We start from the raw sequence: 21,842 nt of genomic DNA, 5'->3' as shown, positions 1-21,842 counted from the left end.
TTCATTGCTCCTTTCCCTGTTGTCTTGGATACTGCTTTGATATTTCTTTGAGAAGCATTTCGGCATCTTTGTGCTGAGGATACTCTTTTAAAATTCTGTTCAAGGTCTTTATTGACGCTTCTTTGTCACCCTTTTGGTTCAGATAAAAGGCAAGGGTATAAGCATATTTAGGATCATGGGGTCTGAGTTCGGACGCTTTCCTGCACCAGTCCACAGCTTCGTCAATGCGGTCTTTTGCTGTTATGATGCACAGACTATAGGCTGCCTGGGCCATGTTGGGATCAGCGTCAAAAGCTTTCTTCATATATTCTTCTGCCTCTTTAAGCTCCTTTTTCTCCGCCTTTAGAAGCCCCATATTGAAGTTCGCTGCGGCATTGTCTGGCGACAGTTTGAGAGCCTTGTAAAGGGATGCCTCTGCTTTGTTATTTTCTCCCATCTGTGCATAAGCCATGGAAGTGTTCACCATGGGCATGATTACCTGGGGATCAAGTTGCAGCGCTGTCTGATAAGATGCAACGGCCTTCTTTGCATCACCCTGGTCTAACAGATAATTACCCATATTATAATGGGATGTCCACTGGTCAGGCCTTGCTGTTATGGACGCTATGTATTCATTATTGGCTTTTTTGAGCTGAGATTCATAGGCCACAGGTACACTTTTTTTAGGAAAAGATGCGATCCCGGCTGCGGCCCGAACCCTCACCAGCCTATACTCGTCTTTTGACGCCACTATAAGGGCCTGAAGGCTTTCGGTGGTCGGCATGAGCCCCAGAGCCTGAACAGCCGCACCGCGCACGAGAGGCGACGGATCCTTGGCTGCCGAGAGTAATGCATATAAAACATTTTGATCCTGAACAGGCTGAATGAGCCTTATAAGCGAAGTGGCAAATATTTCATCGTGCTTGGGATCATTGATATAGGAGAGCATCTCCGGAAGCTTTTTCCAATCCCGTTTACGGGCCGCATCAATAAGAGCCGCGCGTTTCAGCACCGGCGCCTGGTAATCATGTGTGCGCCATTTGCGAACGGTCTTGTCAGCCCAGGCAGCATCTTTGTCAGCATGGCAGAGATTACAGGCATTCGGTGATTTATAGGCGACCGTAGACGCAGGTGTCGGAGGCAACATGGAGTGATCGCTCCGGTTCATCCTTGCAAATGATGTCATGGGCATGTGACAGGAGATACACTTGCTGCCCTCGCCATCTGCTGCGTGGTGTGTATGAGCCGCAGGATCTTTTATCTTGTCTTCATGGCAAGGCATACATGCGTCGTTGAATTTTTCCTTCTTGAATCTATATCGACCGCTGGATGTATGACAATGCATGCAGTCGATTTTGCCGGACTTGAAGCACGGACTCATGCTCCATGATGTTAGCGTGTAGTTCTCTCCCAGGTCACGGCCATCCGGATAGAAGTCAGGATCCTCAAGGGTCACGAGATCGAAATGATCATAGAATTTTTCCCCTGGCTTTGATTCGATGGTGAGTGGGCTGGCTTTAGCGTGACATCCTGAGCATAGATCATTCCTCTGGGTTTTCGTCATGGTCTTGGTACTGATTATTTTCGAGTCCGGCAATGGCTGGCCAACAGGAGCGGCTTTTGCAATTTTGTTATGCTCTATTGAAGATCCGTGGCATGTCTCGCAGTTAATGCCAGGTTCTGCCCAGGTTGTATGGTAGGTGTCGCTCAATAGATCATAATTTGTCGAGAGCTGGCTCACATGACAGCCGTAACAGGCGGTATTGAATGTATATTGGTATTCCTTCCAGTTGATGGATTGACCCTGTTCTCCTCCAGGAAAGTGGCGAATGCCGCTGGCGACGGTGTCGAACCATTCCTTTTTGTTGACATCATAGGCAATGGGAAGTGTCTGGAGTCTGCCTTTATCGAGAAGCGTCAGGAAATAATAAACGTTTTTTCCGCCGAGGACATGTTCTATTTTGTAATTCTTTTTACCTTTAGGGCCATTTTCGGTGACTTCTCCGTTTTTCAGATCACTCAGGTAGTTGTTACCGTTTATAACGATCCCAGTTTTTTGTGGTGCCAGTTGTTTTTCCGCAAAGTCAGTGGTGTAAGGCTGCATGGCAAGTCCGTGCCTGGACGAAGACCAGAGTTTATAAAATTTTTCATGACATTCCAGGCAACTTGAAGAACCAGCGTATTTAGGCTCCTTGCCAGGATCAGCTATCACAGCCATTGATAGCAAAAGGCTTATTATTAAGATACTCGCAGCTATTTTAAAGCAGCTTATCTTTTGATCGTAATATTTCATTTATATACCAATTAGATATAGGCATTTAATAATAGGGATGACAGGCGTCACTGTGCGCTTTATTGCTCCGGTGGCATAATATGTAAATTTTGAATTCCATGTTGTTGCTTAATTTAGAAGGAACCACACTTCAACTTTTTTATATATTTAATCACCGGAGCAATAACTTAGACAAGCCACTTTACAAAAGCGGCTTTACTGGCTCTTCACGGAACTCAGCGTCTATCTTTCCAGTTCCACCATTTGAGCTTTTCAGGATCATGTTCTTTATTTGAGGCAAAATATACCGCACATCTGAAAACATAAAGCATACATCTGTCTATTTTCTGGTCCCTTAGTATGCAGAAGTCTTCATAAAGTTTTTCAGGATCCTTTCCCTTCAGGTCTTCAATTCTTTTTATGCCGAGATCAACAAGATCAGACGCTATGCTTTTCCCCACACCCGGGATTTTAAGAAGCTCATTTTTCATATTATCTGTAAGTCTTGTAATCAATGCCGTATCTGTTCATCTTGTAAGAAAATTTGCGCACAGTGGTTTTCAGCATGTTAGCTGACGAGCAGACATTGCCCCTTGTATTTTTCAGGGCGTCAATAATCATTTCAGCTTCAAGCTTTGCAACCGCGTCCTCGAGGGAGCCTGACGGAAGTGTGTCTGTATCGCTGCCGGTTTGTATGGTCGGAGGCAGGTGATAGCTGTGAATCACGCCTTCCTCGCAAAGAAGAATGGCTCTTTCTATGCAGTTTTCAAGCTCTCGGACATTGCCGGGCCAGTGGTATGACATGAGCATGTTTATGGCCGGAGTTGAAAATCTTTTGATATCCTTGCCATTTTCACGCGCGTATTTTTCGAGAAAATGATCTGCAAGAAGCAGAATATCAGTCTTTCTTTCCCTTAAAGGCGGAAGATATATTGGGAAAACATTGAGCCTGTAATAAAGATCCCCGCGGAACGATTCATCCTCAACCGCTCTTTCCAGATTTTTGTTTGTAGCCGTAATTATTCTGACATCGCATTTAATGGTCTTTGTTCCGCCGACGCGTTCAAATTCCCTTTCCTGGAGAACCCTGAGAAGCCTGACCTGGACATTATGGTCGATGGCTCCGATTTCATCCAGAAAAAGAGTTCCGTTGTGGGCAAGTTCAAATTTTCCTTTTTTCTGCTGAACTGCTCCTGTGAAGGCGCCTTTTTCATGGCCGAACAGCTCGCTTTCTATGAGACTAACAGGAAGAGCCGCGCAGTTGACCTTGATGAAAGGCTGTTTTGCCCTGTTGCTGTTATAATGTATGGAGCTTGCGACAAGTTCCTTTCCTGTTCCGCTTTCCCCCCTTACAAGAACTGTGGCATTGCTTTTTGAAACCTGGGCCACCATCTGGAAAACTTCGCGCATCTTGTTGCTGTTTCCGACAATATTGTTTATGCGAAATTTGCTTTCAAGCTCGTTTCTGAGGCGTTTATTCTCGTCGTGGAGTTTTTCCTTCTCGAGTCTTATTTTTTCAAGGTTCTTGACATGCTGGGCAAGCATGGCAGCTAGAACACAGAGAAGCTCCACCCCTGCGTTGAGTGAATATGATACGTCATACACCCTGTCAACGCTCAGCGCGCCTATAACCTGATCGCCTCGCTTGATTGGAACACATATGAAAGAATACTCGTGTTCGTTTTTGCCGCTTCTTCTTGATGCGGTCTTGTTCAAAAAAAGAGGCTCGTCACTTATTTTGGGAACCGCAAATGGTTTTCCGGTCTGAATAACCTTACCGGTTACACCTTCGCCAACCTTGTATTTTCCTTTTTCCATTGCTGTTCTGGTGAGACCATGGGCAACCTCGATTCTTATCTCGTCTGTCATGGGATTAAGAATTGTTATGGTTCCACGTTCAAATTCACCCTGGGTTGAAAGAATATCAAGAACCCTGTACAGGGATTTTCTCAGGTCAAAGTTCTCATTCAGAGCCTTGCTTATTTCATAGCAAATGGTTATGTCTTGTACGTGTTTCATTATTTAAAGCCTTTCGGGACATGATGAAATCATTAATTGCCCATTTTGGCGCAATTTTTACAAATATGTAAACACATTTTTCTAAAACAGCAAATCAGTATTCTAAAAAATGATTCTTCACATAGATATGGATGCTTTTTTTGCCTCTGTGGAACAGAGAGATAATCCTGAATTAAAGGGCAGGCCTTTAATTGTGGGAGGTGTCTCAGGCCGCGGCGTTGTTTGTTCGGCGAGCTACGAGGCAAGAAAATCAGGCGTAAAATCTGCGATGCCGGTTTTTGAGGCCAGAAGACTTTGTCCTGATGCTATTTTTGTTCCGCCGGACAAGGAAAAATATGGAATAGCATCCAAAAAGATAATGAAGATACTTTGCTCATTTTCTCCAATTGTGGAGCAGGTTTCTGTGGATGAGGCTTTTCTCGACATTTCAGGTCTTGAAAGATTGTTTGGGAGCCACGTCGAAATTGCCATGAAGATCAAAAAAGAAATCATGGATAGAGAAGCTCTCACCTGTTCCATCGGAATATCTCCAGTACGTTTTCTTTCAAAAATTGCATCTGACATGAGAAAACCAGACGGCCTCTTTATCATAAAAAAAGATGATGTCGAAGTTTTCATCAATAATCTTCCCCTTCGGAAGGTTCCCGGAGTCGGAGGAAAAACCCTTGAAATTCTTTCTGTTATGGGGCTTTCAAGACTTGGTGAATTAAGGAAAGCTGACAGAAGAACAATAACAAAAAAATTAGGCCTTTCAGGAGAAAGGCTGATTGCCCTCTCAAATGGTATTGACGAGCCTGTTTCATGTTCAGGGCCAAAGAATCATTCCGTCAGCAAGGAGATAACGCTCGAAAAAGATGTAACTGACAGAGAATTTTTGAAAAAAGCCCTTATGGCCGAGGCTGATGATGTTTGCAGGGAGCTTAGGGACAAGAAACTCAAGGGCAGAACTGTCAGCATAAAAATAAAGACAAGGGATTTTTCCCAGATAACAAGATCAAAGACCCTTGCTTCTCCAGTGAACTGCACCCGCACAGTTTATATGACCGCTTGCTCTCTGTTTGCCGAATACGAAATAAACACACCGATCAGGCTTATTGGTGTGACAGTATCAAATATTGTTTCAGAATCTGCCCCTGTTCAGGGATTGCTTTTCAAAGACAGGAAAGGGGCTGATGAAAAATGGTCCAAGATAGATAAGGCGCTGGACAGAATTTCAGACCGATTCGGTGATGCAGCAGTAAATCACGCCTTTTTTTCTGAAAAGAGTAAATAATATCATTTTTTTTAGGTCATGCTTTTTGGTTGATTTATTGAGCTCATCAGGATTAGTTTTATATGGTATCTTTGCGACGATATTTATTGCACCGCTTATATTAATCGAATCAAAAAGGAGGCCCAGATGAAGAGTTTCATGGAAATGGTAAAGGGAAGAAGAAGCATTCGAAGATTTCAGGATAAACCTGTTTCTGATGAAGTTCTGAATGAACTTTTTGAAACCGTGAGATGGTCTCAATCATGGGCCAATACCCAGTGCTGGGAAATTGTGAATGTGAAAAGCCCTGAAAAAAGGCAGATGCTTCAGGATGCAATCAAAAAAGTGAGTGGGAGAAATCCTTCCCTAAAGGCTGTTATTGCTGCCCCTGTTCTTCTTGCGATGTGTGCCAGAAAGGGTACATCAGGATATTATGATGGCAAGCCGTCAACAAAATATGGCGACTGGCTCATGTTCGATCTTGGAATAGCGACCCAGACCCTCTGTCTTTCAGCTCACAGCCTTGGCCTTGGCACAGTTGTTGTCGGGCTTTACGATCATGACACAGCAGCTGAAATCCTTGAACTCCCGGAAGATTATGCCCAGGTTGCACTTATTCCCCTCGGCTATCCTGACCAGTCTCCAAAACCACCTGAAAGAAAGGTTTTAGCCCAGTTTCTTCATACGGATGTATTCAAAAAGTCGTGATTATTTCAGTGCGGACGTGGCCATGCTCTATTTTTTGTATTGTTTTTGGGAACTATACAATGGGCGTCCCTCAATCAAATAAGATTGTGGCTCTGCCTGATTTTCAGTTAAGAAGTGCCTTTTATGGTTAATTTGCCATCAAAAAAGGGTGATGCGTAGGTCGGATTAGGACGCCCTTTGTCCGTAATCCGACGTTAAGCCGAGTGCCTCCGGCGGGTCGCTTTTTGTAAAAAGCGGCTCGCCAAGGCTCCGTAACTGAAAATAATACAGGTCTGGTAAAGCCATGCAGAGATGTATGGCTTTATTGCCAATACAGCGTGCGATTGGTATTCTTGGTCTTGTTTAGAAAGGAGGATTTATTAAAATTCTATTTTTTCAGACAAAAACAGTTTTGTTAGCATTTGTTATTATGCTTCTTTTTCCTTTTCAGGCATTAGCGGAAACAATGACAGAGGCCCAGAAAATAGAAGCTCTGATAAACAAAGTTGAACGCCTCGGAGACGCTGTCTTTATAAGAAACGGAAAAGAGCACACGCCAAAAGAAGCTGCGGATCACATGCGCCTCAAGCTTGGAAACGCCGGAGCCAGAATCAAGACAGCCGATGATTTCATTAAATACTGCGGAACCGGATCATCCATGACGGGGGAGGCTTACAAAATTAGATTCAAGGATGGATCCGAAAGGCTGTCCGCCGATGTTTTGAATGGTTTTCTGGGTGATATTGAAGCGAATAAATGAAGGCATTTTTTGAAACCAATATTGCTGAACCAGCAAAAGCCTGATTCCTGTCATTCAGGCGCAGGCCGGAGTCCAGAAGTGGCTAACATAACTGGATGCCGGATCAAGCCCGGCATGACGCCGACGCTATTTTTAGATTTTTTGCGATTTCATCAATTTTGAGAAAGCTAAGGCCCATCCTTATAATTGGAAACCGGATTATTGCATATCGGGCAGGTTTCCTTTGGAAGCTCCATTACGGTCGAGCCGCATATAGTGCATATGTAACTTCGGGAAGATGAATTTTCTATGGTTCCGGCCACCATTCCAAAGAGGATATCAGACTCTGTGGCGGATCTGATAGTCTGGATTATCTGCCTGTGCTGCTTTTCAGACTCCCATGTAAAAGTAAGGGCCTTTATGGCGGACTCATTTCCCTCTATCTTCATTTTTTCAAGAATCCCCGGATATATCTGGTCAATATCCTGAAGCTCTCTGTCAAGCGCTGTTCCAAGATTTATTTTGGTATCAAGTATTTTTGTTTCCATATTCTGTGGATCTTTGACCTCAACTCCAAGATCAGAAAGAATTTTTTTCATATTGCGGGCGTGGATTGATTCGGACGTTGCAATGGCCACAAAAAGCCGTGCAATATTAGGGTAATTTTCAGCTTTTGCTTTTTCAGAAAAAGCCATATAGCTTTTTTGAGCCCGTGATTCCTTCATGAAAACCATTTTAAGGCCTGAAACAGTTTCCGGATATAATGGCTGGGCCTGTGCAAGGAAAAGAGGCAATAAGACAAACATGATTGAGAAAAGTAGTATTTTTATCTTTAGGGCCTGCATTTTGATCCTTTCAATGCCTTTATAATTTCCAACGCTGCCTTTGCAGCCTTTACATCATGAACCCTGACAATATCAGCGCCGTTCATGAGCGATGACGTGACTACTGCAAGGGTTCCTGCTTCCACCCTTTCTATTCCAGTTTTAAGATCTGTTCCAAGTATCTTCTGGATGAATGATTTTCTGGAGGGGCCAATAAGAACCGGCGCTCCAAGGGTTTTAAAATCAGGAATAGCGTTGATTATGGCAAGATTATGTGAAATGTCCTTTCCAAAGCCTATGCCTGGATCAAGTATTATGCTTGATTTTTCAATGCCGACTTTTTCGGCGCTATCCATCATGGTTTTCAGATATGCCATGATTTCTGAAACTACGTCATCGTAAAAAGGGTCTATCTGCATTGTTCTTGGCTCGCCCTTCATGTGCATGAGGATGACCGCTGCATTTGATGACGCTGCTGTAGAAAGCATTTCAGGGTCAATGGTCATTGCGCTGATGTCGTTTATTATCGACGCTCCAGCTTCAACAGCAAGCTTTGCGACTTTTGATTTTATGGTGTCTATGGATATAGGAGCAGAAACTCTTTTGCTAAGTTCGTAAATAAGGGGAATCACCCTCCTTATTTCTTCTTCCTCGCTTACTGCTTCAGCAAAAGGTCTTGAGGACTCTCCGCCTATGTCGAGTATATCTGCGCCTTCATCTTCGAGTCTGAGGGCATGTTCAACAGCTTTTTCGTTATCAAGAAACTTGCCTCCGTCTGAAAATGAATCAGGAGTGACATTAACGATACCCATGATTAGTGGGCCGCTTGAAAAATCCAGAGCAAATCTTTTTATGACCGTTTGTTTTTTAGTTAAATCATTCATATTTATGAGAGTCTATTTTAAATGCATAGTTCAAATATTTGGTTAAGGTCAGGCAGAGTCTGTGTTTTTTTATTATCAAGGCTTGCATAAAAAAGCCCTGATAGAAGGTCACATAAATGTCAGTAACTATCTTCAGGGCTTTTCTATCATTATTATGGTGCTTAGCCATTCGGCTTGAGCACCTTTTATTTTAAGGGAATCAGGCTGTTTCTTCAGGCACTTCCGGAGCTGTTTCCTGAACATTCTCAACAGGTTTTTCTTCTGTCTTTATGTCAATGATATCTTCATCATATTCATAGGACTTTGAAAGCTCAATTCCTGGCTTCATTGAAACTATGAGAGCGTCAAGCTCCTGGCCCATGACGGTTTCTTTTTCAAGAAGAAGGTCTGAAAGCTTGTGAAGTATGTCAAGGTTGTCGTTAAGAACTTCCTTTGCCTTGTCATAAGCCACATTTATCAAACCGGAAATTTCTGCATCAATATATTTCGCTGTTTCCTCAGAATAATCCCTTTGCTGATGAATTTCCTTTCCAAGGAAAACCTGCTCTTCGTCCTTGATATAGGCAACAGGGCCAAGTTTGCTCATTCCCCAGTTGCGCACCATTCTCTGGGCGATTGCCGTCGCCTGTTTGATGTCGTTGGCGGCTCCAGTGCTTATGCGGCTGAAGATAATCTCTTCTGCAGCTCGTCCGCCAAATGCTACGCAAAGCTGGTTTTCCAGCTGATCCTTGAATCTGAAATCCCTTTCATCAGGGAAAAACCAGGTGACTCCGGCAGCGCGGCCACGGGGAATAATTGTAATCTTGTTGACTATATCGGTATGGGGAAGAAATCTTGCAACCAGAGCATGTCCAGCTTCATGATATGCGGTGATTTTTTTGTCTTCCTCGCGGATTACTTTGGATTTTCTTTCAAGGCCCATGTAGACCTTGTCCTTGGCATCCTCGAAATCTTTCATTGTAACTTTATCCTGATTTCTCTTTGCGGCAAGAAGGGCTGCCTCATTGACCATATTTTCAAGATCAGCGCCGGAAAAACCAGGAGTTCCCTTGGCAAGAGCAAGAGAGTTGGCGTCTTTGTCCACAGGACTTTTTTTCATGTGTACTTCAAGAATTCTCTGTCTGCCCCTGATATCAGGCAGCGGAACCATAACCTGACGGTCAAAACGTCCTGGCCTTAAAAGAGCAGGGTCAAGAACATCAGGTCTGTTAGTAGCAGAGATCAGAATAACGCCTTCATTTGACTCAAACCCGTCCATTTCAACAAGGAGCTGGTTGAGGGTCTGTTCACGTTCATCATGCCCGCCGCCAAGCCCCGCGCCTCTCTGGCGTCCTACAGCGTCAATTTCATCTATGAAAATAATGCAAGGAGCATTTTTTTTGCCCTGGGTGAAAAGATCCCTAACCCTTGAAGCTCCGACGCCAACGAACATTTCAACAAAATCTGAACCGCTTATGCTGAAAAAAGGAACTCCTGCCTCGCCTGCGATTGCCCTTGCGAGAAGGGTTTTTCCTGTTCCAGGAGAACCCATGAGAAGAACTCCCTTTGGAATTCTGCCTCCAAGTCTGGTGAATTTTTTTGGATCTTTAAGAAAATCGACTATTTCGGAAAGCTCTTCTTTTGCCTCGTCAATACCTGCGACATCTTCGAAGGTAACCCTGGCAGCCTGATCCGAAAGAAGTCTTGCCCTGCTTTTGCCGAAAGACATGGCCTTGCCGCCGCCGCCCTGCATCTGGCGCATGAAGAATATCCACACACCAACGATCAGAATAACAGGAAGCCACGAGATGAGGGCAGAAACAAACCATGAAGTTTCAGCAGGAGGCTTAGCCTTTACCGGTATTTTCTTTTCCCTGAGAGTTTTGATCAGATCAGGATCATTCGGAGCATAGATAGAGTATTTTTTCCCGGTGTTATCCTTGGCTTTTATTTCGTTGCCCTGAAGCTCCAAGCCTGTAATCTGACCGCTATCCACCATTTCGATGAATTCGGAATAGCTTTTTTCAGTCTCTGCTATTGGCTGGGTATTAAAAATGCTGTAGAGCAAGATCACCATAAAAACGATGACAACCCACAACGTGAGATTTTTATAGAACGGATTCAAACTTGTCCTCCTGGGGTTTTATAGTCTGTGGGCCATCTCTTGTTTTGAGACTCCCTGTTATTTAAGCTTAACATAGCGACAAAGTACAATAGGATTTATACTAATCATCTTTGTGAATTAGGCAAGCAAAACTTGCCAACAACAGAATTTGCCGACAGCAGGATTTGATTGAATAGCCTCTGATATTTATAAGTAAAATCAACCCTGATAAAAGATTTCAGCTACTATATAATTACCTCCGGAATCCTTCAGTCTGAGCTTTTCAGATATCCTTTTCCCAAGAATCCAGAGAACTGTATCTCCTGATTCCATTATTGCCTGAATTTTTCTTTGTGATTCCGGTATCTTCAGATCCATGAGGAATCTGAGTACTGTTTTGGATCCTTTCATGCCCATTGGATTGAAGCTATCACCCGGCTTTGTGTTTCGAATAACAATAGGCAGCTTAAAGCTATCTTTTTCAAAGATTATTTTATTAGCTCCGGAAAGCTCGGACGGATTAACTTCTCCTTCTTGCGCCGCCCTGAATCTGATCCATAAGCCAGCCTGGGGAATATCAATTTCAAACGGCAGGTTTTCAAGGTCTTCGACCAGATATCTATATGCAGGAACCGGAAGAGGCGTCCTGAGACTTTCTTTTTCTTTTCTGAGTATTATGACGTCGCCATTTCTCAAGGCCCTTATGCGTCCGGGCATATGCATTTCACAGTCATAGTCTTTTGAGGCGAGCCCGAGTATTCCTTCAATATGGCTCTGGCCAATCCTTTTTAGATTACCTTTTATGTAATCTATGGCTTTCCTTATTATTCTTCTTGATATGGCCTCATGCAGGGATTTCAGATTCTTGCTTCTGAGGGATATCTCGTCTTCACCGTTTATAATAATCACGTCATGAAAATGATTGTTAGCTATGTTGTTCATATAGTCATTTTCTACGGCTATGATGTCTGAAAGTCTGTTTAGCGCATCTCTTATTCTTCCGTTGAATTTGTTTTCTATATGAGGAATCAGTCTCTTTCTTATACTGTTCCTGAGAAGACTTTCATCATTGTTTGAAGAATCTATCCTGAAAGGAGTGTAGGTGTTTTCAATGAACAGGGAGATATCGCTCCTTGATGCGTGAATAAATGGTCTTACAATCTTTTTTTCAGGAGAATAAGGCCTCATTCCTTCAAGTCCGTCAGGCCCTGTTCCTCTTATCAGATTCATGAGGACTAATTCTGCGTTGTCCCCCGAGTGGTGGGCCGTGGCTATTTTAGTGTACCCAAAGTTCTTCATTACTTCATTGAGGAAAGAGAATCTTAAGTCCCTGGCAGCTTCTTCAGGAGAAAGACCGTGTTTTAGTCTGTAAGCGTTTACGTCAACCTTGGTAATATGGAATTCAAGACCAAGCTCTTTAACATATTCTTCTACGAATGCTGCGTCTCCGTCGGATTCTGCCCCCCGCAGGCTGTGGTTGACATGCGCGACGCCAATCTTGAAGCCCATCTCGGTTGAAAGATCATGCAGAACAACGAGCATGGCCATTGAATCCGGCCCTCCTGAAACTGCCGCGAGAATTTTGTCCGAAGAATTTATGAGCCCGAGTTTTTTTATTGTTTGCTTAGCAATGGATTTAAGAATCCAGGCTAATTCAGGTGATGTTGTTTCCGTCATTTTTATTCCAGGTTACAGTTTGTTTCTGAATCAGATAAAAGACACCAGTTAAAGTCAATGGACTCGCAAAAAGTCAGAAAGGGGCTTCGCGTCATGCCGGACTTGATCATGCATTTTTGTCTTTTTATATACTTCTGGATTCCGGCCTGCGCCGGAATGACCGAAATCGGACTTTTTGCGACCTTGTCAAAGTTATATAACCAATGGGGAAATATAACAATTTCTATTATTTTCATTCATGACGGACAGAATTGTTCGTCGTGCTTTAAAACCATCTGCTTGCGATGATTTTAAAGCATGTCTCATGTTTTTTATTCTTTATGAATGGACTCGCAAAAAGTCAAAAAAAGGTATAAGCGTCATGCCGGATTTGGTCAGGCATCTTTGTATTTTCAGTTAGTTCTGGATTTAGGCTCCCGGATTTCAATGTGGCAGGCTCCACCGTAATGACTGAAATTGGACTTTTTGCGCTTTGGCATGATTTTAAACCGTAATAATCAATATGACCACGTCTGTATAGAAGCTAATACTATATATTGAATTTTTGTATAAATTATGGAGATTGTACGAAATCGGTTGATGGGTTTCGGATTTCATTTCTTGCAAGCCATAAAAATTTTCTATAATATCAAATTATTCATCTTGAATTGGCACCCTTCACACGACTCTTACTCAGGAACAACTCCATGACACTGAAAGGCAGCATATCGACCATATCTCTTTCTGGCATTATGCAGCTGTTGAGTTCCGAGAAAAAAACCGGAATCATGAAAGCAAAGCAAAACAGCAGGGAATTCCAGATTTTTTTTCTCGAAGGGGCCATAGTCTATGCCATTGAGTCGCTCAAGGAATCCAGGCTTGGGAGCCTTCTCAACAAGGACGGATATATAACGGAAAAACAGATAAACGATTGTCTGCGCATTGCCAAGGAAAAGAAGCAGTACATCGGTAAGACCTTTGTTGAGCAAGGGTATATTACGACAACCATACTTGAGAAATATATTTACAGGCAGGTTGAGGAAATAATTACCGGGATTCTGCTATGGGAGGAAGGAGAGTTTGAGTATATAGATTCTAGGTTCAGCCTTAAATGGCTGGAGGTTGTTAAGCTGAATCCTCTTCAACTCATGATGGACAGCGTGAAATATATTGATGAAATGGCAACCAGCAAGAAGGGGCCGGCTGTTTATGTGGTTGTCAAAAATCATGACGCGGAAAACAGCAGCGAGAATGGCGGAGCTGAAAAAAAAGAGAAAATTGGGAATAACAATAATCAGTCAGAGGCAGATTCCCCTCTTTCACCATTGGTCAAGATGAAGCTTTACAAGACCCTCGTCACTTTGAAAGATCAGCAGAATCTTTCCTTTGGCGACATCGCCGACAGGTTTGACAGTTGCGGAATCCCCGCGCCGGAAGGCATGACATGGTGCGAAGATACGGTGTGTTCGCTTTACAGGCATATTAAGGGGCTGAGCTGAGAACCTGGCATGGCGACGCCGCCTATTGCAAGCCCATCAATCCTCATAAAAGACTTTTTATTGTGTTGCCGGAAGTTTTCTCTTGAAAAAAGATTCTTAGGCGACTATAAACTGACCGATTTGTTTCAGATATACAAAGCGCCGAGGGTTACCCTGACCGGCCGCCACGTAACAGACGCCCACGAACCTCGTCAGGTCCGGAAGGAAGCAGCGATAAGAGGTGTCGGCTGTGTCGTGGATCGATCCCGGTCAGGGTAACCGTCAGCGCTTTTTTTATTTTGATCAATGCCCTCTCTTTATTTCAAGCCTTCCATATTTGATGGACTCGCAAAAACCAAAAAAGCAACGACGTTATGCCGGACTTGATCCGGCATCTTTAGTATTTTCGGTTACTTCTGGATTCCGGCTCCCGTTTTCGCCGGGATAGGCCCCGCCGGAATGTCGAAAAACGGACTTTTTGTGACCTATTCAAATTTTATTTATGCGCCTAATTTATGTGCCTTATCCAGAAATATCCAGCATAAGTCTTCGAAAAAATGTTCGTTTTATGATTCCCGTTTTCTTGACAAGCAATCAAGCGTTCTTATTTTCCAGCTCAAAAATATAGAATGTTTTGAATTTGCAGGATTTTCAGAATTAATCTCAAGCAACGTTCAGGAGTTTTCATTGACTGTGAAGAAGGAAGAGATGAAAAAAGACAATAATAATGAGGCTTCAGCAGAGGAATCGTCTGATATTAATGGGGCTGCGGCTGCTTCGCGGGAAGAGAGCTTGGAAAGCATAAATATTGATGATATTGCAAGTGACTCTGCAAATGGTGTGGAATCAGCTCTTTCTGTGGCCAAGGAAGAGGCTGCCGCGCTTAGGGATCAGTGTCTCAGGATAGCCGCTGAATTTGAAAATTACAAAAAACGTGCGGGACGCGAGTATGATGAATTCAAAAAATACTCAAATGCCAGCATTGTCAAGGCTCTTCTTCCATCTGTAGACAATCTTGAAAGGGCTCTTTCTGCTTCTCCATCCACTGCTGAAACATCATCTGCGGTCATTGACGGCGTGAAAATGGTTCTTGGTGACATGATCAAGGTCTTCGAAGGTTTTCAGGTAAAACAGGTTGAGGCTGAGGGCAAAATGTTTGATCCTGCATTTCACCAGGCAATTATGCAGGAAGAAGCAGATGGCGTACCCGAAAATCAGATAATCAAGGTTTTGCAGAATGGTTACATAATGCATGACAGACTGATAAGGCCTGCAATGGTGGTTGTCGCAAAAGCGCCAGCCAAACAGTAATTAAATAATAGAATACAACCGAATAAAATCGTTCAATATATGTGAGGAGGAAAAGATGGGTAAGGTAATTGGAATAGATTTGGGAACCACCAACTCGTGCGTGGCGGTCATGGAAGGGGGAGAGCCCAAGGTTATCACAAACGCCGAAGGTGGCAGAACCACTCCTTCCATCGTAGCTATCACCGAAGGCGGTGAAAGACTTGTTGGACAGATTGCGAAGCGTCAGGCAATCACAAACCCTGAAAATACAGTATTTGGCGTAAAGCGTCTCATCGGAAGAAAGTTCAAGTCAGCTCCGGTACAGAATGACACCAAAATTCTGCCATACAAGATCGAAGAATCTGAAAATGGAGACGTAAAGGTCAATCTTCGCGATAAAGGCTACAGCCCGGCGGAAATTTCTTCGTTTGTACTCTCTAACATCAAAAAAACAGCTGAGGATTACCTTGGCGAGACAGTTACTGATGCTGTAATTACAGTTCCTGCTTATTTTGATGACAGTCAGCGCCAGGCAACCAAAGATGCTGGTAAAATTGCGGGTCTCAATGTTCTCAGAATCATCAATGAGCCAACAGCAGCAGCTCTTGCCTATGGTCTTGACAGAAAAAAAGAAGAAAAAATTGCTGTTTTCGACCTTGGCGGCGGTACATTCGATATTTCAATTCTTGAAATCGGTGAAGGTGTATTTGAAGTTAAGTCCACCAATGGCGACACCCATCTTGGCGGCGATGACTTTGACCTTAGAATAATGAATTTCATTGCTGATGAATTCAGGAAAGAATCAGGGATTGACCTCAGGGGCGACAAGATGGCCCTCCAGCGCCTTAAGGAAGCTGGAGAGAAGGCAAAGATGGAGCTTTCCGGTTCAATGGAAACAGACATAAATCTGCCGTTCATAACAGCAGACGCCTCAGGCCCAAAACATCTCAATATGAAGATTACACGGGCAAAGCTTGAGATTCTTGTTGCAGATCTTCTTGACAAGATTGAAGGTCCTTGCAGAACAGCAATGAAGGACGCAGGTCTTTCTGCGAGTGATATCCATGAGGTTGTTCTTGTTGGTGGTATGACACGTATGCCAGCAGTTCAGGAAAGGGTTAAGAAGCTTTTCGGAAAAGAACCGCATAGAGGCGTTAACCCTGACGAAGTTGTCGCAATTGGAGCAGCCATCCAGGCTGGTGTTCTTAAGGGTGAGGTAAAGGATGTTCTTCTTCTTGACGTAACTCCGCTTTCACTTGGTATCGAAACACTGGGCGGCGTTCTTACAAGGCTTATTGAAAAAAACACAACCATTCCGACACGAAAGAGCCAGGTTTTTTCCACAGCCCAGGACAGCCAGACTGCTGTTACAATTCATGTTCTCCAGGGCGAGCGTGAAATGGCCCAGGACAACAAGACCCTCGGAATGTTTGAATTAAAAGACATTCCTGCCGCACCAAGGGGCGTTCCCCAGATTGAGGTTACTTTTGATATTGATGCCAACGGCATTGTTCATGTTGCGGCAAAGGATAAGGCTACAGGCAAGGAACAGTCCATCAAGATTACAGCATCAAGCGGTCTTTCCGAGGCTGAAATCCAGCAGGCCATAAGAGATGCCGAGCTTCACGCGGAAGAAGACAAAAAGAAGAGAGCTCTTATTGAAGCCAAGAACAACGGAGACAATCTCATCTATCAGACTGAAAAATCCCTCACAGAATTCGGCGAGAAGGTGGACGGAGCAACACGCGGTAATATCGAAGCAGCGATAAATGATCTTAAGGAAGCTCTTAAAGGGGATGACACTGACAGAATCGTCAATCTCACAAATACCCTTACCCAGGCTTCACACAAGCTTGCGGAAGCCATGTACCAGAAGGCCGCGGCCGAAGGCCAGCAGCCTGGCGGCGAAGCAGGAGTCCAGGGCGGTGCCAAGCCTGATGATGATGTTGTTGACGCTGATTTTGAAGAAGTAAAAGATAAATAATAAAAATATCCTGAAATTGTCGACTCCATAGAAAAAGCCCGGAATGCTTAGTGTTCCGGGCTTTTTATTTTTACGGAAATACCATGGGCGGTTTCAACAGATGTCATCAACCATGGCTATTTCATCCCTGAATATTGCCTTTGGCCCTTTTTCTTCTATTTCCTTCATAACGCGGGCTTCGTAATCTTCAATCAGAGAAAGAGCCTCGTTCCTGCTTTCAATTTTTTTAACTGCTATCCTGAACGAAGTGCTGCTGGGCAAACCTTTCACGAGCCATGCAAGCCTGCTTCTCAGCAATCTGCATCCTATGGATTCTCCTGAATATTGAATGCTTGCGTCGAGAAAATGTTTCATTGAAGCAAAATGTCTGGCTACATCAAATTCAGGTACAGGTTTTCCGTCAAGAGCGGCATTTATCTGGGAAAAAATCTGGGGGCCAGCCATGGCAGCACGGCCAATCATTACGGCATCACAACCTGTGGTTTTCATCATATCCACAGCTTTTTGAGGTGACGTGACATCTCCGTTGCCAATAACTGGAATGGAGACAAGTTTCTTTATCCTTGCGATTACACTCCAGTCTGCTGTTCCGCCGAAAGCCTGGACAGCTGTTCTCGGATGAACCGTAATCGCGTCGACTCCCGAATCTTCCGCAATTTTTGCAAGGATTTCGGCCTGGTCACCTGAGTTGTCCCATCCTGTGCGGATTTTTATTGTAAGGGGGATTTTTATGGCCTTTCTGACAGCCTTTATGATCGCCTCTGATTTTTTAGGATCGCGCATCAGCTCTGAACCTGAGCCTGTTTTAAGAACTTTTTTGACAGAGCACCCGAAATTGATGTCGATTATATCCGCGCCCTTGTCTTCCACCATTGCCGCAGCCTTTGCCATGACATCCGGTATTGATCCGAAAATCTGGACTGAAACAGGTTTTTCAGCCGGAGAGCTTTCAAGCATTTCCCAGGTTCTTGCAGAATCATAAAAAAGACCGTTGGAGCTTATCATTTCTGTGCATACGAGGCCGCAGCCTTCTTCTCTTGCCATCAGCCTCATCGGAAGGCTTGTGATTCCGGCAAGCGGCGCAAGCACGGTTTTTTCAGGTATTAAAACATTTCCAATATAAAACATTATTTTAGCTTCAATCTTTGACAAAGTCGCAAAAAGTCCGATTCCCGTCATTCCGGAGGGGCCTGTCCCGGTGAAAACCGGGAGCTGGAATCCATAAGTATCTGGAAATACAAAGATGCCAGATCAAGTCCGGCATGACGACACTGCCCGTTTTGACTTTTTGCGAGACCATCAATCTTTAATTTTAGTCATAAAAAAGGATTTTCCAGGCAGTATTTAAAAGCGACATTACATATTTAATTATATTTTGCAATCCGGGACAGACTATTGAATTCATATCGAGAGCGGATGCCGTATCAAGTCAGGCATGACGCCGTTGCCTTTTTTTTGAGTTTTTGCGACGCCTTCAAAAATAACGATCTACATTACCGGCCTCATAACCGGTTCTGGTGAAGATATTATGCCGGAAACAATCTCAAGCCCCCTGGCAAGCCTTGAAAAATCGTTTTCGCCTGTGAGCGAGAGCCTTACAGCTTTTGGGGGCTGCGAATTCCCCACGGAAAACTTTTCCGCTGAAAAAACATTCACTTTATGCTCCCTAGCAATGCTTTCAAGGGCCAAACCATTCCAGGATTCAGGCAGGCTGACCCATATATAACTACCATAAGGTATTGTCCTGATGGACACACCGTTGAAAATTTTAAGCGCATATTCAAGTCTTCTTGCGAGTTCGGCCTTTTTTGCGGCCAGCACCCTGTCCGCTGCGCCATTTTCAATGACAGAAGCAACGAATGCGGCGTTCAGGGTTGGTGTCATCCACATTGTATTATGGACAGCTCCGACAATTCTGTTTCTCTTGTCTTTGGAGGCAGCTACAAAAGCCACGCGCATTCCGGCCCAGAAAATCTTGGATACGCTTGCAATGAGCACTCCGTTATCAGGAATAAGTGATGAAACCGGAGGCGGTTGATTTTCCCTGTATGGGCTGTAGGCGTCGTCTTCTATGAGAGTCAGCCCATGCCTTGCTATGACTTCGGCAACAGCTTCGCGCCTTTTGGGAGACATGCACGCAAGTGTTGGGTTCTGGACTCCAGGCATCAGATACACACCTGATATGTCGTCCCTTCTGCAAGCAATTTCAAGACTCTCTGGTATCATGCCCTCATCATCCATCGCTATTGGAACGAGCCTCAAGCCAAGAAGGCCTGCAAGTGATTTTATTCCCGGATATGTGAGGCTTTCGGCCGCAATCCTTTGCCCAGGCTTAAAAATTCCTGCAAAAGAACAGGTAAGTGCATGCTGACCGCCCGCGCTTATCAATACGTTATCAGGAGATGTTGCCATGCCGAACCTGTTCATCCATTCTGCGCCTGTTGTTCTGTGGCTTTCCATGCCGCCAGGGTCTCCATAATTCATATAGGCGGCCAGATTTTTTTGTCTGGAAAACAGCGCAAGATACTCGGAAAGGTCAGGGTCAAAATCAGTCAAAGGTCCAACAATCCCCAATTCAATTATTTCTGACTGATAAGGCCCGGTTGATCTCATGCTTGAGACTGTACTGGCATCTGAGGCCACAAAAGTGCCCCTTCCCACTGTTCCGGCCACAAGCCCAAGCTTCTCAGCCTCCCTGTATGCCCTTGTCACGGTGCTGACATTCATACCGATATTGTCAGCCATTTCCCTGTGGGTCGGCAATCTTGTTCCAGGGTGAAGGAGGCCTGATTTCACATCTCTTTCAATGGCATTGGTCAGCCTTTTGTAAAGAGGCTCGTCTGTTTTTTCTATTTCAGGAATATATATTGTCATACATACAATACTCTATTTGACACCATACAATGTCAAGGATAAATTCACACATTATATTGATTGGCTGGCCAGCCGAAATTTAATAACTCAATCAAAGGATATATCAATGATCTCTCTTCCTTTAAATCTTTTTGTTATTTCCATGACAGCGACTCCTGGGCCGGCAAACATGGCTCACCTCGCCTCTGGCCAGAGCATGGGCTTTAAAAAAAGCCTGCCCTTTCTTTTTGGAAATGCTGTCGGTCTTCTGATTATGAATCTATCCGTAGGCTTTGGAATGGGCGGCATAATAAAGTCATCCCCGGAGATTAGCACGGCAATCAGAATTGCTGGAGTAGGGTATATTCTTTTTCTGGCATATTCACTTATAAAATCATCCGGCTCTGATGGAAGCTCTTCACAAAGCTTTTCATTTTTTCAGGGCATTCTGCTTCAGTTTCTTAATCCAAAGAGCTGGGCAATGTCTGTATCAGCATTTTCCCAATTCTCAGACCCCCAGATGCCCATTGTCCCGCAGATTTTGGGATTTGCGCTCTGCTTTCTTTTTTGGCAGCCAATTTCCCATGGTATGTGGACCGCAGCCGGGGTTGGAATAATGGACTGGCTTCAGAAAACCGGAGGCAGGAGGCTTGCTTTTAATATAACGGCTTCAGTTTTCATGGTTGGTTCAACTGTATATTCTTTGATGGGGTGAATGGGAGTCAAATGAAATCGAGTATATTCAAAATAATGCTTTTACTCAGATTTATTCTGATTCCTGAAAGCTCTTATAATCCGGGCCTTGACCATCCCATGGCGAGTATAATCAAGACGAGTCGATTGTGTGGAGTCATTAAAACATTTTTTTGGATTTGTATGGCCATCTGCTTGGTGTTTATAGTGGACAAACTTAAATGACAAAGCCATGAAAAAAGGCGTCGGCATCATACCGGACTTGATCATCTGTCCGGTATTTTTTGCATTTGGGATTCCTAAAAAACAATCAGACCAGAATTGTAGAACCCACAGATCCGAACTCAACCTTTCCCGGAAGAGAGTTGAAAAGATACACTGCCGATTTCATGCCTGTGCAATGGCCAACGATCAATCTGTCGATGTCAAATGCCTTCAGAGCCTCGGCGGTTTTTTTCAGTCTTTCCTCAGAAGCGCCTCCAAGGTGCAGACCGCCGGTTATGGCATGGAATTTATTCTTGCCCGTCATCTCGGATATGTGGGTCAGAGTGTTTATAAGCCCTCGGTGGGTGCATCCGAGAACAACCACAAGACCTTTTTCCGTATCAATTACAATGGCCTGGTCATCAGGAATATCATCATTGACTTTTTTGTCTCCGGAGTCTTTGAAAAAATAATGCTCAACTTTTTCAAAGCCCCAGATCATCGGGATTTCTCCTGTGGTAGTAATGCCAGGAGCGATTTCAAAAGGCTCCGAAGAGAGAATGACTGATGCTCCGAGGGATTCAAGTTCAGAAATTTTCTGGTGTACTCCGATATAGTGGAAGTTCTGATTGTCATAGGACAGATATTTGGGGTTAAAAGCCTCTGGATGGGCAACCACCTTTATATCGGGATTGTTTTTAACAACTGCCTTAAGTGCGCCGGCGTGGTCGTAATGACCGTGGCTGAGAACTGCGTGACTGATTCCTGAAATTGGTATGCCCATAGCCTTGAGATTGTCTTCAAAAACAAGGCCCTGGCCTGTATCAAAAAACATTCTGAGTCCGTCATTTTCAATATAATATCCGAGCCCGTGTTCGGCTTTGAGTCCGATTCCCATGGATACGGAGTTTTCAGAAACAGTTGTTATTCTTAAAGACATACTGT

Annotated in this window: 17 protein-coding genes and 1 other RNA gene; 8 read left to right on the top strand and 10 right to left on the bottom strand. The window is 44.0% G+C overall.

The window, feature by feature from the left end:
- Window position 1: 1 nt before the first annotated feature.
- From K245_RS0101390 to K245_RS0101380, 3 genes are all read right to left on the bottom strand, one after another.
- A complete protein-coding gene (locus K245_RS0101390) occupies window positions 2–2,272 on the bottom strand; it encodes a HEAT repeat domain-containing protein (protein WP_027357871.1) in 2,271 nt (756 codons plus the stop codon).
- Between the two features lie 215 nt (window positions 2,273–2,487).
- The gene (locus K245_RS0101385) at window positions 2,488–2,766 is read right to left on the bottom strand and encodes a helix-hairpin-helix domain-containing protein (protein ID WP_198013797.1); all 279 of its coding nucleotides are present in this window, start codon (window positions 2,764–2,766) and stop codon (window positions 2,488–2,490) included.
- A complete protein-coding gene (locus tag K245_RS0101380; RefSeq protein ID WP_027357869.1) occupies window positions 2,744–4,270 on the bottom strand; it encodes a sigma-54 interaction domain-containing protein in 1,527 nt (508 codons plus the stop codon). The genes K245_RS0101385 and K245_RS0101380 overlap by 23 nt, the downstream gene beginning before the upstream one ends.
- A gap of 109 nt (window positions 4,271–4,379) precedes the next feature.
- On the opposite strand from K245_RS0101380, the gene dinB reads away from it, so the two are divergent.
- From dinB to K245_RS22555, 3 genes are all read left to right on the top strand, one after another.
- Window positions 4,380–5,543, top strand: a complete 1,164-nt coding sequence (gene dinB, locus K245_RS0101375) for a DNA polymerase IV (RefSeq protein ID WP_027357868.1) — start codon at window positions 4,380–4,382, stop codon at window positions 5,541–5,543.
- Window positions 5,544–5,669: 126 nt separating this feature from the next.
- Window positions 5,670–6,230 (top strand): nitroreductase family protein, encoded by a 561-nt coding sequence (locus tag K245_RS0101370; RefSeq protein WP_027357867.1) that lies wholly within the window; start codon window positions 5,670–5,672, stop codon window positions 6,228–6,230.
- A 409-nt stretch (window positions 6,231–6,639) separates the two neighbouring features.
- On the top strand, window positions 6,640–6,969 hold the full coding sequence (locus tag K245_RS22555) for a DUF5329 family protein (RefSeq protein WP_198013796.1): 330 nt from the start codon (window positions 6,640–6,642) through the stop codon (window positions 6,967–6,969).
- Window positions 6,970–7,136: 167 nt separating this feature from the next.
- On the opposite strand, the gene K245_RS22550 is transcribed toward K245_RS22555, so the two are convergent.
- The 4 genes from K245_RS22550 to tilS all read right to left on the bottom strand — a co-directional run bounded on the left by K245_RS22550 (window position 7,137) and on the right by tilS (window position 12,416).
- A complete protein-coding gene (locus K245_RS22550) occupies window positions 7,137–7,793 on the bottom strand; it encodes a rubrerythrin family protein (RefSeq protein WP_051283750.1) in 657 nt (218 codons plus the stop codon).
- A complete protein-coding gene (folP, locus tag K245_RS0101355) occupies window positions 7,781–8,656 on the bottom strand; it encodes a dihydropteroate synthase (RefSeq protein WP_035276302.1) in 876 nt (291 codons plus the stop codon). The genes K245_RS22550 and folP overlap by 13 nt, the downstream gene beginning before the upstream one ends.
- A 199-nt stretch (window positions 8,657–8,855) precedes the next feature.
- Window positions 8,856–10,760: an ATP-dependent zinc metalloprotease FtsH gene (ftsH, locus tag K245_RS22545; protein WP_035276301.1), complete on the bottom strand. Its 1,905-nt coding sequence runs from the start codon at window positions 10,758–10,760 to the stop codon at window positions 8,856–8,858.
- 198 nt (window positions 10,761–10,958) lie between these two features.
- On the bottom strand, window positions 10,959–12,416 hold the full coding sequence (tilS, locus tag K245_RS0101340; protein WP_027357865.1) for a tRNA lysidine(34) synthetase TilS: 1,458 nt from the start codon (window positions 12,414–12,416) through the stop codon (window positions 10,959–10,961).
- Window positions 12,417–13,102: 686 nt separating this feature from the next.
- Here tilS and K245_RS22540 point away from each other — a divergent pair.
- The 4 genes from K245_RS22540 to dnaK all read left to right on the top strand — a co-directional run bounded on the left by K245_RS22540 (window position 13,103) and on the right by dnaK (window position 17,147).
- A complete protein-coding gene (locus K245_RS22540) occupies window positions 13,103–13,894 on the top strand; it encodes a DUF4388 domain-containing protein (protein WP_051283748.1) in 792 nt (263 codons plus the stop codon).
- A gap of 155 nt (window positions 13,895–14,049) precedes the next feature.
- An RNA gene (gene ffs, locus K245_RS27125) (signal recognition particle sRNA small type) lies at window positions 14,050–14,148 on the top strand.
- A 418-nt stretch (window positions 14,149–14,566) separates the two neighbouring features.
- Entirely contained in the window at window positions 14,567–15,184 is a 618-nt protein-coding gene (gene grpE, locus K245_RS0101325) for a nucleotide exchange factor GrpE (RefSeq protein ID WP_232223783.1), read from the top strand.
- Window positions 15,185–15,239: 55 nt separating this feature from the next.
- Window positions 15,240–17,147: a molecular chaperone DnaK gene (gene dnaK / locus K245_RS0101320; protein ID WP_027357862.1), complete on the top strand. Its 1,908-nt coding sequence runs from the start codon at window positions 15,240–15,242 to the stop codon at window positions 17,145–17,147.
- Between the two features lie 93 nt (window positions 17,148–17,240).
- Here dnaK and dusB read toward each other — a convergent pair whose 3' ends face one another.
- Complete coding sequence (dusB, locus tag K245_RS22535) at window positions 17,241–18,326, bottom strand: tRNA dihydrouridine synthase DusB (RefSeq protein ID WP_232223781.1); 1,086 nt, start codon at window positions 18,324–18,326, stop codon at window positions 17,241–17,243.
- Between the two features lie 309 nt (window positions 18,327–18,635).
- Window positions 18,636–20,021: an aminotransferase-like domain-containing protein gene (locus tag K245_RS0101310; RefSeq protein WP_027357861.1), complete on the bottom strand. Its 1,386-nt coding sequence runs from the start codon at window positions 20,019–20,021 to the stop codon at window positions 18,636–18,638.
- A 106-nt stretch (window positions 20,022–20,127) separates the two neighbouring features.
- On the opposite strand from K245_RS0101310, the gene K245_RS0101305 reads away from it, so the two are divergent.
- Window positions 20,128–20,715, top strand: coding sequence for a LysE family translocator (locus tag K245_RS0101305; RefSeq protein ID WP_027357860.1), 588 nt, complete (start codon window positions 20,128–20,130; stop codon window positions 20,713–20,715).
- Between the two features lie 288 nt (window positions 20,716–21,003).
- On the opposite strand, the gene K245_RS0101300 is transcribed toward K245_RS0101305, so the two are convergent.
- Window positions 21,004–21,837 carry an MBL fold metallo-hydrolase gene (locus K245_RS0101300; RefSeq protein ID WP_027357859.1) on the bottom strand — a complete coding sequence of 278 codons (834 nt, stop codon included), beginning with the start codon at window positions 21,835–21,837 and terminating at the stop codon, window positions 21,004–21,006.
- Window positions 21,838–21,842 lie beyond the last annotated feature (5 nt).

The sequence above is a fragment of the Desulforegula conservatrix Mb1Pa genome (assembly GCF_000426225.1).
GTDB lineage: Bacteria > Desulfobacterota > Desulfobacteria > Desulfobacterales > Desulforegulaceae > Desulforegula > Desulforegula conservatrix.
Note: the sequence above shows the minus strand (reverse complement) of the source record. Positions and strands in the feature narration are given on the sequence as shown.